This is a genomic window from Amycolatopsis echigonensis (assembly GCF_002846615.1).
Classification (GTDB): Bacteria; Actinomycetota; Actinomycetes; order Mycobacteriales; family Pseudonocardiaceae; genus Amycolatopsis; species Amycolatopsis echigonensis.
The window spans coordinates 4,038,130-4,052,859 of record NZ_PJMY01000003.1; the positions used below are offsets into that span (position 1 = coordinate 4,038,130).

The following is a 14,730-nucleotide window of genomic DNA, read 5'->3' on the forward strand; positions in this document are numbered from 1 at the left end:
GGTTGTCGTACTTGCCGTCGCTGCCTACCGACGCGGTCCTGCTCGACGTGTTCCGGGCGTATCCGGACACCGCGGGACCGCTGCTCGACTATCACGAGGCGCTGCTGCGGGGGCCATCCCCGGTGAGCGTGGCCGAACGCGAGCTCATCGCCGCCTACGTCTCCGGCCTCAATTCCTGCGGCTATTGCCACGGCGTCCACACGGCCACCGCGGCCGCGTTCGGCATCCCCGAAAACACGCTCAGCGCACTGCTCACCGATGTCGACACCGCGCCGGTCGACGAGCGGCTCAAACCGCTCCTGTCTTACGTCGGGAGGCTCACCCGCACCCCGAACCGGATGGCCGAGGCCGACGCCGACGCGGTATTCGCCGCAGGCTGGGACGAGCGTGCCCTGCACGACGCGGTCTCGGTATGCGCGCTGTTCAACCTCATGAACCGCTTGGTCGACGGGCTCGGCATCACGGCGGGCCCGGACTACTTCACACGCTCGGCGCGGCGGCTGGCCGACGGCGGATACGCGGGCCTCAAGACAATGCTCGGCGACGACCGGTGACGACCGAACCGGACAGCCGCGCAGCCACCAACGCGCTCCTGGACGGGTTGCGGCACGGACGATGGCGGCCGCGAGCCTGGACCAGATTCCTCCTCGACACCGTTCGGCGCTCGATCCACCAGGCCCGGATGCGGCCACGTGCGCTGGGCGAGATCACCCTGCTGCACCTCGTCTTCGCCGCGGCCGGCCGCGGGAAGCGTCCTGTGTGGACGATGGCGAGCTGGGTGCTGGCGGCCACCCACCTGGGCATGCTGGAAGACCGCCGCTCCCTCGGTGCGGCCGACATCGTCACCTTGACCCGCGCCAACCTGCCCGCGATCACCGACGGGTGGGCCGTCCCCGTTGTCGCCCTCGCCAGTGATGTCGCCGACGGCCACCTCGCCCGCAGGCTCGGTACCACGTCCCGGTTCGGGGCTGCCGCGGACTCGCTGGCCGACGCGGCCTTCTGGGCCTGGTTCGCCCTGCGCCACGAACCCAGCTGCCGGGTCCGCATCGCCGCGCTGGCGGCCTGGGTCGCTCCGGTCGTCGCGGTCACCACAGCGAGCTTCGGACGCGGCCGGATGGTGGACGCGCCACGGCCCGTCGTCGTCCGGCCGGCCGCGGCGATGCAGGCCGTGCTCGCCGCCCGCGCCCTCCTTCGCCGGACACGTGGCTACCGCAGCAGCAGGTAGACCCCGGCAGCGACCAGTGCGGCGACGAACGGGGTCACGGTCCACGCGACGGCGAAGTCACGGAGTGTGCGCGTGTTGAGCCGAGTCAGCTCGGTGCCCGAGGTCCCGGCGATCGCGCCGGTGGATACGTGCGTGGTGGACATCGGCAGTCCCGCGGCGCCGCCCATGCCGACCAGAAGGGCGGTGACGAGGTTCGCGCGAAGCCCCTCTGTGTGACGCAGCGAGACGACGCCTTCGCCGAGCCGGCGGGCTACAGGAATCCCAACGATCACGGCGCCGGCGCACATCGCCGCCGCCACAAGGTAAGTGACCCCAGCGATCGACATCCCCGCCGGCACGAGAGCGAACGCACCGACCGCGACCAGCTTCGGCGTGTCGTTGAGACCCCGCGCCGCGCTGACCGCCCCGGCCGACAACCAGTGCAGGCTCGTCAGGATGGCCGGCGGAACTCTGGTTACCGGGACGAACGGGACTCCGCCGTAGAGGCGCGCCGCGGCCGCAGGCCGGGTCCGGGCACCGGCGTCGATCCGGCGTGCGACTACGGCAACGCCTGCCGAGATCGCGAACGCCGCAGCCGCGCTGGCCAGGAGCGGAATCGCCACCTTGGTCAGCAGGGCCGACCACCGCACCTGTTTCGAGTCCAGCAGCAGGCCGGCGCCGATCAGCGCGCCGACGATCGCGTGCGTGGTGGAGACCGGCAACCGCAACAGGGTCGCCGCAGCCACCCAGACACTCACTCCGGCCAGGACCGCGAGAGCGAACTCCGGAGTCGGTGCCGCGGCGACGATGCCCGACGAGAACAACGTGAGCATGCTGGTCCCGAGCCATACTGCGGCGAGGGAACCGAGCAGCGTGGTCAGAGCTCCCCAGGCAACCGCCGTCCGGTAGCGCGTCACACCGGAACCAGCTAGCGTGGCCACGCCCTTGGACACGTCGTTGGCGCCGTTGGTGCCGGCCAGCAGCAGTACGCCCACCAGGATCGCCACCGTCACTGGTCCTCCTCATTCCCGGAACCGATCCGGGCATTCCAGCGGCATACCCGCGATCGGGGAAGGAGTTGTGTCGGCGCGCTGACAATCTCCAGACGTCACTCACGCGTCGCTGACGGATCGCCTCGACGTGCCCGGGATGCCACGCAGAGCTTCCTTGATCCCGCGCAAGGCTGCGGCGAGTTCACGACAGCCGGGGCACGCCCGCAGATGCGCCACCACCCATAGCCGATCACGGACGGCAAGCTCATCATCCACATAGGCCCCTACCGCTCTGCGCAACTGCCGATGCCGCCAACCCATGTCGGGGAACCCGGTGACAGCCGGGCCGAATTCCCGCCTGCTCGGTCTGTCACGGTTGTGACAGTTGCAGCCGGTTCGCGGAAAAAAGCCGATCCGGATCGGAAGGTCCGCGAGATCTTACCGAGTTTCCGTCGTGCCAGTTCGCGCCTCGCAGCTTCACAGCGTGCTGGCCGATCATCTCGCGCCCGGCGTGGACACATGGATGCCGCCGCTCGCGGGAACAGTCCGAGAACAGGAGAAAGATATGCGACGTATGGGTTTGCTTGCCGCGGCAGCGGCCGGGGTGCTCGCCCCACTGGCCGTGGCGCTGCCGGCATCAGCGGCTCCGGCGCACAACCAGCTCAACATCCCCATCATCGGCGATCTGCTCGGTGGTTCGACGCACAACGGGGCAATCGATCGGAATCCCCGGCACTACCGCCACCACGGCAGTGACTACGACGGTTCGAGCTCGGTAACGGTGTACGCCACCGGGGCCGACCGCAACGGCAACGTGTCGTTCGTCATCGAAGGGCGTGACCTGCCGCCGCTGATGCATGTCACGCTCAGCAGCGCCGGACTGAATGCGGCCTGCGTCGGCGGCAACAGCCTCAACGGCGCGACGGCACGCACCGACCTGTCGGGCGACTTCAACTTCGGTGCGACCGGCACGACGTGTATCGACGGCACCTACCGGATCGATGCCACCGAGCAGTCCACCCCGTACCGCACGTTCTCCGCGGACGTGACCGTCGAATCCTGACCCTGCTGTCCGATTTGTGGTCCGGGCATGCCGGATGCCCCCTCCGGCTGCCCGGACCGCACCCCGGTTCCCGAAGTCGAAAGAGAGGCATGATGACCACCTCGCCCGCGGCGTCACCCGATAGCGATCTGGCGCGCCGCCCAGCTCGTGCCGACCGGCGGCTCCTCGTCGCGACACTCGCGCGCGGCGCGGTCGCGGGTATGGCGGCCGGCATGCTGTTCGCGGCGATGACCATGTGGCTGGTCGTCAGCCAGGGCATGCCGGTGAAGATCCCGTTGCTGGCCATCGCGAGCATCGTGCAAGGCCAGCACGCCATCGGTGCCGGCACGGCCAGCCCGCTCCTGGGCGCGGTCGTCCACCTCATGCTGTCCGCCGCGTTCGGGATGGTCCTGGCGTGGCTGCTGCGCCGGGCGCGGACCGACGCCACCGCGGTTCTCATCGGCGCCGGCTACGGCCTGGCGCTGTACGTGGTGAACTTCGTGGCGCTGGGCAGCGCGGTCTTCGCCGTGTTCACCCGGCTCAACCAGCCCTTCCAGGTCCTCAACCACCTCGTCTACGGCGTGCTCGTCGCACTCTTCCTGCTACTGTGGCGACCACGCCAGGCCCGCTCAGCGCGGTCGTAACGTGTTCCGCGACCCGGCCGGTCCCGGACCCAAGACCTGCCGGACGGCACGGAACATCCCGATCACCCCACGGGCCGCCCGGTGGCTGATCCAGTGCCTGACCGGGGATACGGCCGTCGACGTACCCGACGGCGACGTGGCCGAGCTGGCCGCGCACCTCGCGGTCCGCATCCTCCCGGCGGGTGCGGACGCGTTCGCATCCGGCGACCGGCCCGACGGGGTGTCGGTGATCCGCAGCGGGGCGATCGAGCTGATGATCGGCGAGGGCCCGCACCGGCGGGTCGCACAGGTGCTGCGCCAGGGCGACGTGTTCGGCGACATCCCGCTGCTGCTCGACCGAGATCCGCCGTATCGCCCGCGCGCGGCGACCACGACCACCTGCCTGTGGATCGCGGCCGAGGACTTCCGGCGCCTGGTTTCGGATCGGCCGGTGTTGGCCCGGGTGTGGCTGATCAGCTGCGCGCGCCGCTTCTTCGACAGCCAGGCCCGCTTGCTGCGATTGGTCGACGGCGCGCTGCCGCAACGGGTCGCCCGGCACCTGCTCAGCGAGGCACGCGACGGTGTCGTCGCCCTGCCGCAGGCAACCCTCGCCGCCATGCTGGGCATCCCGCGCCCGTCGCTGAACCGGGTACTGCGCGACTTCGAACGCAGGCGGCTGATCAGCCTCCACTACCGGCAGGTGCGGTTGCTCGACATCGACGGCCTGCGTCGCGCAGCACACGATTGAGCCAGAAACCTGCGGGAAAAGGGAATGTCCGGCACCAGCCAGCGGGTTCCGAACTCGGCGTGCGCCCGTGCACCCCGCTCGACCGCGCCCCGCAGGCACCGTCGAGACAAACCACATCTTGGCATGAGGAGCTCACTATCTTGCGTATGACGACTATGGGACGTCGTTCCCGGCTGCTCGGCATAACCGCCGCGGCGGTCGCCCTGTCCGTGGGCGCCACCGCCTGCGGCGGCGGCAACACCGGCAGCGGATCGCAGCCGACCTCGGCCCCGGCAGCCTCGTCCGCCCCGGTGCAGAACCCGCAAGCCGCGCAGACCAGCCTGATCACGGTGGCCTCGGGCAAGGACTTTCAGTCCACTGTGGATGGTCTGAAACAGGCGGTGTCGGCCAACGGCATGATGATCCTCGGCGACATGGACCAGGCCGGCGCGCTGAAGACGACCGGTCTGCAGCTCAAGGGCGCACACAGCTTCTTCGTCGGCAACCCGGCCGCCGGCAAGATGTTCTTCCAGCAGACGCCCGCCATCGGCGCGGTGATCCCGCTGCAGATGCACGTGTGGGCTGACGACACGGGCAAGACGAACATCAGCTACTTCGACCCGAAGCCGCTGTTCCAGGCGGTCGACCCGAAGCTGGCCGACGGCGGGCAGAAGATGTCCGACGCCGCGGCGATGATCGCCAAGGCCGCAACGGGCGGCACCGGCCAGCCCGGCACCGCACAGGACGCCAAGTTCGTCACCGTCGACGCCAAGGGCAGTTTCGACGACACGGTGAACGCGCTCAAGCAGGCGGTGTCGGCCAACGGCATGATGATCCTCGGCGATCTGGACCAGGCCGGGGCGCTGAAGGCGACCGGGCTGCAACTGAAGGGCGCGCACACGTTCTTCGCGGGCAACCCCAGCGTGGGCAAGATGTTCTTCCAGCAAGCTCCCGCCATCGGCGCGGTGATCCCGCTGCGCATTCTCGTCTGGGCCGACAACGACGGCAAGGCCCACGTCAGCTACTTCGACCCCAACGCCCTGTTCCAGGCAGTGAACCCGAAGCTCGCCGACGGCGGGCAGAAGATGTCCCAGGCCATGACGATGCTCGCCAACGCGGTCAAGTAACCGGCCGAAGTGGGGAACCTGATGGACCGCGCATCACCGTGGAACCAGTTCGGCGAGCTGGCCGCGACCGCCCTGGCATTGCTGGCCGCGGCGGCCGCGGGAGCGGAGCTGTTCGCGCTGTCGGCCACCGAACGCTGGCAGTTCCAGGATCTGCTGCTCTACGTCGGGGCACCTGCGGCAGGGCTGCTCATCCTGGTGGTCGTTGTCGCGGCGGCACTGCGATGGCAGCGCTTGGTCCGCGGGATCGGTCTCGGCGCGGCGGCGGGTGTGGTCGCGACGGTCGGCTTGGAGGCGGTGCGGATCACCGGGTTCCGGGTGTTCGATTCGATGCCCGGTGACCTGCCGACCCTGATGGGTGTCAAGGCCACCGGACGGATCATGCTCGGCCCCGACACCGCCGCCACGATCATCGGCTACGCCGATCACTTCTGGAACGGCGCCATGTTCGGAGTGATCTTCGCCTTGGTCGTCGGCGGATTCCCGGCTAGGCGCGGCGCTTGGGTGGCGGCGGTGATCGGTGCCGTCTACGGCTTGGCGCTGGGTTTCGGATTCGTGACCGGCCCGGTGCCGCGCTCGTTGGGGATCGGCGGGATCTTCTCGACCGTCGGTGTCGGCGAGTTCCAGACCACCGTGTACCTGGCACACCTGGTGTTCGGTGCCCTCCTGGGCCTGCTGGTGCACCGGTTCGGCTCCGGCGTCACTCCACTGTGGACAGCGGTGCTGCGTCTCGGGCGCACGGTCATGGGACGGGAGGGCACTGCGGCCACCCGGCACCGGAAGTAAAGCGACGCCGGGTGGCCTGGCCGCAGCTGTGGTGCGGCCAGCCACCCGGGTTGGACCGTTCACCTGCTGCGGCCGACGCTGCCGATGGCGTGGACGAGCAGGCTCGGGCGGCCGCCGAGGGAGTTGACGAACAGACTGGTGACCGAGGCGGCCATGGCCACCATCGCCCACACCGGGTGCACCAGCCCCGTCGCGGCCAGCGGAATGCCGACGCCGTTGAAGGTGAACGCCAGTGCGACGTTCTGTTTGACGCGGCGGTAGGAGCGGCGGCTGATCTCGCGTGCGGTGAGCATGAGCGTGAGGTCGTCGCGGACGAGGATGATGTCGGCGGACTCGGTGGCGATGTCGGTGCCACTGCCGACGGCCACACCCACGTCGGCGCGCATCAGCGCGGGTGCATCGTTGATGCCGTCCCCGACCATCGCGACGGTGTGCCCGGCCGCCTGCAACCGGCCGACCAGATCGGCCTTGTCTTCGGGCAGCACCTGCGCGTGCACCTCGTCGATACCCGCCTGCCGGGCGATGTGCCCGGCGGCGCGCGGGTTGTCACCGGTGACCAGTACGGGGATCACGCCCGCATCGCGGAGCGCGGCCACGACCTGAGCGGCTTCAGGCCGGAGGGCGTCGGCCAAGGCGAACACACCGAGGGGATGGTGGTCCCGGACGACCACGACGACGGTGTGCCCGTCGTCTTCCAGGCGCGCGATGGTGTCCCCCACTGGGGAAAGGTCGAGGCCGTTGGCGGTGAGGAACGCGGGCCGCCCCACCAGCACGCGGTGATCGTCCACCGTGGCGGTGACCCCGAATCCCGTGGTGGCCTGGAAATCCGTCACGGCCGGAAGCTCCAGCCGCTGGTGCCTGGACGCGTCGCGGATGGCGCGGGCGAGGGGATGCTCGGAGTGGGTTTCGGCCGCGGCGGCCACCGCGAGCAACTCTTCGGCGGCCACGCCGTGCGCCGGGCACAGTTCGCTGACCACCGGGCGGCCCGTGGTCAGGGTGCCGGTCTTGTCCAGCAGCACGCGGGTGACGGTGCGGAAGGTCTGGAACGCCTCGCCGGTGCGCATGATGATGCCGGCGTCGGCGGCCGCGCCGGCGCCGCGGACGATGGCCAGCGGGGCGGCGATCCCGACCGCGCAGGGGTAGCCCATCACGAGCACGGTCAGCGCGGCGAACACCGCCCGCTGCACGTTCACCTCGCCGGTGATCGCGGCGGACCCGAGCAGCCAGCCGAACAGCGACAGTGCCGAGATGCCCAGGACGGTGGGGGTGTAGACGCGCAGGATCCGGTCCACCAGGTGCAGGATTCCGGGTTTGAGAGCGCGGGCGTCCTCGACGTGGCGGACCACCTGCGCCAGGAAGCTCTCCGAGGCGGCGGCCGTGGTTCGCACGAGCAGGCTGCCGTTCCCGTTGAGCGACCCGGACACCACCGCGTCGCCGGGTCCCTTCTCTTGCGGCACGGGTTCGCCGGTGACCACCGACATGTCCACTGTGGATGATCCCTCGTTGACCCGCCCGTCGACCGGAATCCGTTCCCCAGGCCGGATCCGGACGACGTCGCCCACGACGACCTGCTCGACCGGAATCTCGGCCTCGGTCCCGTCGCGCACGACGCGGGCCAGGTCGGGTTGCAGGTCCAGCAGTTTCTTGACCGCCTGGCTGGAGCGGGTCTTCACCAGCAGCGACAGCCATTCGGAGAAGATGTGGTAAGTGGCCACGAGCACGGACACGGCGAAGAACGCCGCCGTCGGGTAGCCGGGAAACGCCCCGGTCAACCCGATGATCCCGCCGGCCAGCCCGGCAAACGCCCCGATCTCCAGCAGCACGTGCTGGTTGAGAATCCCGCGCCGCAGCGCCTGGTAGGCCATCCGCACGATATGGTGCGCCACCCCGGCCACCACGATCACCGCCAGCACTCCGGCCAGCCAGCCGATCAGCGACTCACGCACCACCCCGGCCCCGCGGAGCACGAGTGCCACCACGCCAGGGGCCACGATTCCCGCCGCGCCCGCCACCGCCGTGCCGAGCCCGGCGGGGCGCAGGATCGCGACGGCGACCGGCACCATCACCACGGCCACCGACATCGGGACCAGCACCGACCACACACCGACCACGGTGGCGATCAACCCGATCGCCGCGAGCGCGGCAGTGATCGCGCCCAGCAGCCGGAGCCCTTCGCGGACCAGGGCCGCTTCTTCCTCCTCGAACGGGCGCAGCTTGCGCGGGTCGTACAGCTCGTAACCGATGTCACGCAGCGTGGACAGGATCCGCTCCGGCGCGATCACGGTGGGCTGGTAGTCGACCAGGACCTGTTCGTGGGTCAGGCTCACCGCGACCTGGCCGACCCCGTCGAGCCGGCCAAGGGCCTTGTCGATCGTGCCGGTACACAGCGAGCAGTGCAGCCCCGCGATCCGCGCCCGGATGCGGGCGTGCCCCGGCTCGGTCGACGGCTCGCTTGCCCACGCCTCGGCGGGCGCGTGCGTGCCGGTGCTGATAGCGGTACCTTCTTTCATGGCTGGGACCTCCGGGGAACGCTTCTGGTGCTTGTCCTGCGAGGACTGAAATGAGACAGCGTCCTCGGGGGTTGTAGCCGGAGGCTTGTCGTCTTGGAGGGTGTCGTCCCGATGAGGACTGGTTTATCAGCACGACGCGCGGCCTCCGGTTCCAGTTTTTTCGTTGCTGGACGCGAAGGGAGTCGGAGCATTTGCTTGGAGCAGGCATCGACTGGGCGGAATCGTTTCACGACGTGGCCTTGGGTCGCCCCGGAGAAGGGGTGATCGAACAATTCCGTATCGACCACACCGCAGCGGGAGTCAACCGGCTTGTGGCCCGTTGCCTGGAGCTGGAAACCGACCCGGCCGACGTGCGGGTCGTGCTGGAAACCCGACACGGCCTGTTGGTGGAAACGCTGGCCGACGCCGGTTTCACTGTTCTTCCGGTCAATCCGGACGTGGTGGCCCGCCGCCGCGGGCCGGCTAAAAAGAAAGACGACGCCGAAGACGCCAGGATCTGCTGCCTGCTGGCATTGGACCAGTTTCTGGAATTGCGGAAACTGATCCCGCACGGCGAGCTGGCGGGAGAATTGCGCACGATCGCCCGGGACGACGAACGCGCCGCCCGCGACGAGCGCCGGCTGCTCAACCGGCTGCGCGCGGACCTGCTGGCAACCTTCCCTGCCGCGCTGGCCATCGCCGGCGGCAACCTCGGTTCGCCGGTCATGCTCAAGCTGCTGAGCCGCTGGCCCGGCCACGACGAGCTCGCTGCGGCCGACCCGCACGACATCGCCGCGTTCGCCCGCGCCGCCAGCCACGGCTGGCCCGACCGGTTCGCCGCCCGCGTCGCCGACGCCCTCGCCGCCGACCGGCTGCCGGTGAAAGACTACCTGGCGCGCGCGAAAACCGGCACGATCGCGCTGACCGCGACCCAGCTGCTGGCCATCCGCGACCAACGACGGGCCTGGGAACGCCGCATGGCCGAACTGCTGCTCGGAACGGCCCGCCGCGGCCACGCAACACAGGCGAAGGAACCCGATCCGGGAAAAGCGGTCCCGGGCGGTGACATCTACCTGAGTTTCCCCGGACTCGGGGACCGGCTCGCCGCCCGGATAGCCGGAGAAATCGGAGACGACATCACCCAGTTCGCCACACCGAACGGGCTGCAATGCTACGGCGGAACCGCCCCGGTCACCCGCCGCTCCGGCCGGAGCGAGTTCGTCGTCGCCCGTCGTCTGGCGCACAACCACTACCTGGGCGCAGCCGTGCATCAGTGGGCCTTTTGCAGCCTCTCCCGCAGCGCATGGGCGCGGGAGTTCTACGACGGGAAAATCGCCGCCGGGAAGAGCCATCACTCGGCCCTGCGCGCTTTGGCGAACCGATGGCTGGAAATCTTGTGGCACTGCCTGGTCAAACGCATCCGCTACGACGAGACCATTCACATTCGCAACCGGCAGCAAGCCCACCAGCCTCCCTCGGCGGCCTGAGGTTGACAGAGGGTGTCTCATTCGGTCGTCTCTTGCTCGATGACGCGGAAGCCGGCGGCCTCGATCCGCTCGACCAGCACGGCGCGATCGGCGGTGCCCGGGTCGACGCGGACCTCGACGCGCCCGCGGGTGTGGTCGGCAACTACGCCGGATACGCCCTCGACCCGGTGCAGCACGGTGCCGATCCGCTGCGCACAGCCGGTGCACGACATCCCTTCCACCCGCAATACCCATGACTCCATCACGAGCCTCCTCCACGGTCCTGAGCTGCTCTTTCTCTCGTCGCAACCACGCTAAAACCTTGCCCGAGGGGTAAGGTCAAGGCTGGCCGTGTCAGGGAAAGGAGGCAGTCGTGGAGATGACTGTCGGTGCCGCCGCCGAGGCGGCCGGAGTCAGCGCGAAAGCAGTCCGGCTGTGGGAGTCCACAGGCCTGCTGCCGCCCGCCCAGCGCACCGACGCCGGCTACCGGACCTTCACCCAGGACGACGTGGCCGTGCTGCGGTTCATCCGCCAGGCCAAGGCGCTGGACCTGACCCTGGCGGAGATCAAGGACATCCTGGACCTGCAGCGCTGCGGCGCCACCCCGTGCGAGCGGGTCACCACCCTCCTCGACGCCCACATCGCTGAGCTCGACCGCAAGGTTCAGGATCTGCGCGCGATGCGCCGCACGCTCGTCGAGGCCCGCCGCGCCGCGCGTGACAGCCAACGCCGCGGCGAGGAGGCCCTCGTCTGCCGCATCATCGAAACCGCCGACGCCGGCTGACCCGCCGAGGCCGCACGTCACGCCGGATGTCATCTGGCTGACAGAGTCGTTGACGTGTCCTCGCCGCGGTCGAAAACTGCCGGGATACGTCGGGACCGGAGGATTCGGATGCACCGTCTTGCAGGAGTGGGCGATCAGATCGGCCCGATCACTCTCTACGACGTCGATGGCACGCCCGTGGAGCTGGCCAGCCTGTCCGACCGGCCAGTGCTGCTGCCGCTGGTCCGCTACTACGGATGCATGCCCTGCCGTGCGTTTCTCTCCGAGCTCAACGAGATCCGCGACGAACTGCACGACGCCGGAGTGCGGCTGGTCGGCGTCGGCGGTGCGGCCGACTACCAGGCACGGCACCTGATGGAGCACGGCATCGGGTTTCCGTTGCTGCTGGATCCGCGGCACGACCTGTACCGGGCACTGGATGTTCGCCGTATTCGCTGGTGGATGCTGCTGCAACCGGTGACTTGGCGGAACTACCTGCTCGCTGCGCGGAGGGCTCGGCAGGGCCGCATCACCGGGCACCCGCTCCAAGCACCCGGTCTGGCCATTGTGGACACCGACGGCACGATTCGGTTCCTGCATCGAGGAAAGACGCTCGGTGACTACCCCACGATCGAGGCCATCCGCTCAGCCGTCGGTCGAATCTCTGCGACATCGTAACGACTTTCCCCGAGCTTCTCGGCTGGCCACGGCGTACCAGACCGCGATCAGGGCGTAGCCGCCCGCGATGACGGCCAGTACTGGGTAGGACTTGCCGCTGTCCGGCAGCACGAGCGCGGCGACCGCGGCAGCGGCGACGAACGTGGCGTTAAACACCGCGTCGTAGAAGGAGAACACCCGGCCGCGGAAGCGGTCGGCGATGCGTGCCTGCTGGATGCTCTCCACACAGATCCTGCTGCCCTGCGCGACCACGCCCAGGACGACGGCGGCCACCAGCAGCGGCGCCATGCGGTAGGGCAGCCCGAAGGCCACTTGGACGACCGCGGCGACCGCGAACAACGCCGTGATCCACCCGCGCGACGACCAGCGCCGGGTGATCACCGGGGTGACGGCCGCGGCGAGAAGCGTGCCCAGGGCGGCCGCGGCGACGACTTGCGCCGCACCGGCGAGACCAGCACGCAACAGGCCGGAGTCGGTGAAGTAGTTGCGGTAGAGCAGCAAGGTGGCGATCGTGGACACCCCGTAGAACAACCGGTGCGCGCCGATCGCCACGAGCGCGGCGGCCACAGGACGATGAGCGGCCACCTCCCGGCCGCCGTCAGCGAGGTCGCGCAGAGTGCGCGTCAGCGTCCACGCTGCCGAGCGCGCCGCGTCTGTCGGACCGAGCGCCGTAGCGGGAAACGTGGCGGCCAGCAGCGCCGCCGCCGCGTACACACCCGCCGCGATCAAGGTGGACACGGCGGCTGCGGAGTCGGTGGCATGACCGAGATAGCGGATCCCGAGTCCTACTCCGGTGCCCACGGCGCCGCCGGTCAGCCCGGCGACGGTCCACACCGAGTTGGCCAGCACCAGCCGCTCACCGGCCACCACGTGCGGCAGGGCCGCCAGCGCGGCCGCGCTGTGCAACCGGCCGAGACTCACCGCCGTCAACGCGGCGAGGAAGAACACCGGCCCGACCGGCCCCGTCGCCGACAGCGCGATCGCCGCGGCCACCACGATCACGGTCCGGGCCGCGTTGCCGAGCACGAGCACGCGGGTGCGTCGCCAGCGGTCGAGCAGCGGCCCGGTGAACGGGCCGATCACGCTGTAGGGCAGCAGCAGCGTCGCGAAACCGGCCGCGGCCTGCCCCGCGGTGGTGGCACGCTCGGGGCTGAAGAAGATCGAGCCCGCCAGACTGGTCTGAAACAGCCCGTCGGCAGCCAGGGAGACCACCCGCACACGCAGCAGCCGACCGAATCCCGGAGTCCGCCAGAGAATCCACGGGGCCGAGTTGCCGGTGTCGGGGGTGTCACCGGGCCCGGCGCAGGCGCAGCAGGGCACCGGTGAGGCGGCGCTTGGCCGGTGTCTGGAGTGCGTCGCTCGACTCGGCGATGGCGGCGTTCCAGACGCCGTCGGACCAGGCCGGGTAGGGATGGATCATCGAGGCGAGATCCCGCAATCGACCGCGACGGGCGACAAGGCCGGTGAGCTCGGCGATCATCTCGCCGGCCCGTGGTGCGACGATCGTCGCGCCGAGCACCCGGCCCTTGGCGTCGAGGACGACCTGGGTGAAGCCGTCAGTGTCGTCTTCGACGATCGCGCGGTCGACATGCTCGTGGCGCAGCAGCCGGACCCGGACCGCGTCGCCGTGACGCTGGCGGGCTTGGTCTTCGGTGAGGCCGACGTGGGCGATCTCGGGGTCGGTGAAGGTCACCCAGGGAATCGTGTCGTGGTCGATGCGGCGCACCGGGGCGAGCAGCGCGTTGGTGGCGGCGATGCTGCCGTGCATCCCGGCGACATGGGTGAACGCCGGTGCCCCGGTGACGTCGCCGGCCGCGTAGATGCGGCGGTTGCTGGTGCGCAGCTTGGCGTCCACGGCCACGTACCCGTGCTCGTTCACGTGCACCCCGGCCGTCTCCAGTCCGAGCCCGTCGGTGCGCGGGCGGCGGCCGGTCGCGACGAGAAGCCTGTCGACATCGAGCACGCTCGTGCCGGCGCGGCCCGTGAGGTCCAGACGCACCTCTTCCGCCTGCTCAGCGGCTTTCGTGACGGTGGTCGAGGTCAGCACGCGGACGCCGTCCGCCGATAGCGCCGCCGACAATACGATCGCGGCCCGGGGTTCTTCCCGCGGCACGAGACGGTCAGTGGCCTCGATAATGGTCACCTCGGCACCCAGTCGGGCAAAGGCCTGCCCCAGCTCGCAGCCGATCGGGCCACCACCCAGCACGGCCAGCCGCGCCGGTAGCTCGACCAGGTCCCACACCGTGTCACTGGTTAGCGGCTCCGCCTCGGCCAGGCCGGGCACCGGCGGGAGCGCCGGGGCGGAGCCGGTGGCGATCAGCGCGTGCCGGAACCGCAGCGACCGGCCGTCGACCTGGAGTTCGTCGGGGCCGGTGAACACCGCGGTACCGGCGATGACTTCGGCGCCGGCGTCGGTGAGCGCCGCGGGCGAGTCGACCGGCTCGATCCGCTCGATCGCCCCCCGGACGTGGGCCATCACGGCCGCGAAGTCGACCTGCGGCTCGACCGGAGTGATCCCGAACCGTCCCGCCGTGCGCATGCTCTGGGCGGCACGGGCCGCTGCGATCAGCGACTTGCTTGGCACGCACCCGGTCCACAGGCAGTCACCACCGGTACGGTCGCGCTCCACCAGCACCACCCGCGCGCCGAGCCCGCCGGCGGTCTTGGCGGCGATGATGCCGGCGGTTCCCCCACCGACGATGACCAGGTCGGCCCTGTCACTGCCTCGCGTCACGCTGCGCCCTCCTTGCCGAGCCCCGGACTCATCCTCAAGCACACCAGACCCGGCCCGCCCAGCGAGCGGAGTTTGTCAGCGACCAGACACTGCGATTGGCGC

Annotated in this window: 16 protein-coding genes; 10 read left to right on the plus strand and 6 right to left on the minus strand. The window is 70.0% G+C overall.

Annotated elements, in window-relative coordinates; all coding sequences use genetic code 11:
• Positions 1-2 precede the first annotated feature (2 nt).
• Both ATK30_RS24205 and ATK30_RS24210 read left to right on the plus strand, forming a co-directional pair.
• Complete coding sequence (locus ATK30_RS24205) at positions 3-554, plus strand: carboxymuconolactone decarboxylase family protein (protein WP_013673458.1); 552 nt, start codon at positions 3-5, stop codon at positions 552-554.
• Positions 551-1,225, plus strand: a complete 675-nt coding sequence (locus tag ATK30_RS24210) for a CDP-alcohol phosphatidyltransferase family protein (protein ID WP_041759350.1) — start codon at positions 551-553, stop codon at positions 1,223-1,225. Before ATK30_RS24205 ends, ATK30_RS24210 begins: the two co-directional genes overlap by 4 nt.
• Here the strand turns inward: ATK30_RS24210 and ATK30_RS24215 are convergent.
• Positions 1,207-2,217: an inorganic phosphate transporter gene (locus ATK30_RS24215; protein ID WP_013673460.1), complete on the minus strand. Its 1,011-nt coding sequence runs from the start codon at positions 2,215-2,217 to the stop codon at positions 1,207-1,209. The two genes, ATK30_RS24210 and ATK30_RS24215, sit on opposite strands and share 19 nt — an antisense overlap.
• 99 nt (positions 2,218-2,316) lie before the next feature.
• Positions 2,317-2,517: an anti-sigma factor family protein gene (locus ATK30_RS47320; protein WP_101437554.1), complete on the minus strand. Its 201-nt coding sequence runs from the start codon at positions 2,515-2,517 to the stop codon at positions 2,317-2,319.
• A gap of 163 nt (positions 2,518-2,680) precedes the next feature.
• Between ATK30_RS47320 and ATK30_RS24225 the strand changes: the two genes are divergently transcribed.
• The 5 genes from ATK30_RS24225 (at position 2,681) to ATK30_RS45655 (ending at position 6,498) form a co-directional block, all read left to right on the plus strand.
• Positions 2,681-3,259, plus strand: a complete 579-nt coding sequence (locus ATK30_RS24225) for a hypothetical protein (RefSeq protein WP_143271421.1) — start codon at positions 2,681-2,683, stop codon at positions 3,257-3,259.
• A gap of 92 nt (positions 3,260-3,351) precedes the next feature.
• Positions 3,352-3,882 carry a hypothetical protein gene (locus ATK30_RS24230; RefSeq protein ID WP_013673462.1) on the plus strand — a complete coding sequence of 177 codons (531 nt, stop codon included), beginning with the start codon at positions 3,352-3,354 and terminating at the stop codon, positions 3,880-3,882.
• Position 3,883: 1 nt separating this feature from the next.
• Positions 3,884-4,609, plus strand: a complete 726-nt coding sequence (locus ATK30_RS24235; protein WP_013673463.1) for a Crp/Fnr family transcriptional regulator — start codon at positions 3,884-3,886, stop codon at positions 4,607-4,609.
• A 146-nt stretch (positions 4,610-4,755) separates the two neighbouring features.
• A complete protein-coding gene (locus tag ATK30_RS24240; protein ID WP_101437555.1) occupies positions 4,756-5,715 on the plus strand; it encodes a DUF302 domain-containing protein in 960 nt (319 codons plus the stop codon).
• Between the two features lie 21 nt (positions 5,716-5,736).
• Positions 5,737-6,498 (plus strand): hypothetical protein, encoded by a 762-nt coding sequence (locus tag ATK30_RS45655; RefSeq protein ID WP_013673465.1) that lies wholly within the window; start codon positions 5,737-5,739, stop codon positions 6,496-6,498.
• Between the two features lie 59 nt (positions 6,499-6,557).
• On the opposite strand, the gene ATK30_RS24255 is transcribed toward ATK30_RS45655, so the two are convergent.
• A complete protein-coding gene (locus ATK30_RS24255; protein ID WP_101437556.1) occupies positions 6,558-9,008 on the minus strand; it encodes a heavy metal translocating P-type ATPase in 2,451 nt (816 codons plus the stop codon).
• Positions 9,009-9,199: 191 nt separating this feature from the next.
• Between ATK30_RS24255 and ATK30_RS24260 the strand changes: the two genes are divergently transcribed.
• Positions 9,200-10,474, plus strand: coding sequence for an IS110 family transposase (locus ATK30_RS24260; protein ID WP_037367968.1), 1,275 nt, complete (start codon positions 9,200-9,202; stop codon positions 10,472-10,474).
• Positions 10,475-10,491: 17 nt separating this feature from the next.
• On the opposite strand, the gene ATK30_RS24265 is transcribed toward ATK30_RS24260, so the two are convergent.
• On the minus strand, positions 10,492-10,716 hold the full coding sequence (locus tag ATK30_RS24265; protein WP_013673468.1) for a heavy-metal-associated domain-containing protein: 225 nt from the start codon (positions 10,714-10,716) through the stop codon (positions 10,492-10,494).
• A gap of 116 nt (positions 10,717-10,832) precedes the next feature.
• On the opposite strand from ATK30_RS24265, the gene ATK30_RS24270 reads away from it, so the two are divergent.
• Together ATK30_RS24270 and ATK30_RS24275 are read left to right on the plus strand one after the other, a co-directional pair.
• On the plus strand, positions 10,833-11,237 hold the full coding sequence (locus ATK30_RS24270; RefSeq protein WP_233899430.1) for a MerR family transcriptional regulator: 405 nt from the start codon (positions 10,833-10,835) through the stop codon (positions 11,235-11,237).
• A 108-nt stretch (positions 11,238-11,345) separates the two neighbouring features.
• Positions 11,346-11,894: a peroxiredoxin-like family protein gene (locus ATK30_RS24275; RefSeq protein WP_013673470.1), complete on the plus strand. Its 549-nt coding sequence runs from the start codon at positions 11,346-11,348 to the stop codon at positions 11,892-11,894.
• Here ATK30_RS24275 and ATK30_RS24280 read toward each other — a convergent pair.
• Positions 11,862-13,112 carry an MFS transporter gene (locus tag ATK30_RS24280; protein WP_143271422.1) on the minus strand — a complete coding sequence of 417 codons (1,251 nt, stop codon included), beginning with the start codon at positions 13,110-13,112 and terminating at the stop codon, positions 11,862-11,864. The two genes, ATK30_RS24275 and ATK30_RS24280, sit on opposite strands and share 33 nt — an antisense overlap.
• A 70-nt stretch (positions 13,113-13,182) precedes the next feature.
• The gene (locus ATK30_RS24285; protein WP_101437557.1) at positions 13,183-14,628 is read right to left on the minus strand and encodes a dihydrolipoyl dehydrogenase family protein; all 1,446 of its coding nucleotides are present in this window, start codon (positions 14,626-14,628) and stop codon (positions 13,183-13,185) included.
• Positions 14,629-14,730: the final 102 nt, after the last annotated feature.

Coding starts and splice junctions, on each gene's coding strand:
- ATK30_RS24265 (WP_013673468.1), bottom strand. CDS start 10,716: ATGGAGTCATGGGTATTGCGGGTGGAAGGGATGTCGTGCACCGGCTGT.
- ATK30_RS45655 (WP_013673465.1), top strand. CDS start 5,737: ATGGACCGCGCATCACCGTGGAACCAGTTCGGCGAGCTGGCCGCGACC.
- ATK30_RS24275 (WP_013673470.1), top strand. CDS start 11,346: ATGCACCGTCTTGCAGGAGTGGGCGATCAGATCGGCCCGATCACTCTC.
- ATK30_RS24270 (WP_233899430.1), top strand. CDS start 10,833: ATGACTGTCGGTGCCGCCGCCGAGGCGGCCGGAGTCAGCGCGAAAGCA.
- ATK30_RS47320 (WP_101437554.1), bottom strand. CDS start 2,517: ATGGGTTGGCGGCATCGGCAGTTGCGCAGAGCGGTAGGGGCCTATGTG.
- ATK30_RS24230 (WP_013673462.1), top strand. CDS start 3,352: ATGACCACCTCGCCCGCGGCGTCACCCGATAGCGATCTGGCGCGCCGC.
- ATK30_RS24240 (WP_101437555.1), top strand. CDS start 4,756: ATGACGACTATGGGACGTCGTTCCCGGCTGCTCGGCATAACCGCCGCG.
- ATK30_RS24255 (WP_101437556.1), bottom strand. CDS start 9,008: ATGAAAGAAGGTACCGCTATCAGCACCGGCACGCACGCGCCCGCCGAG.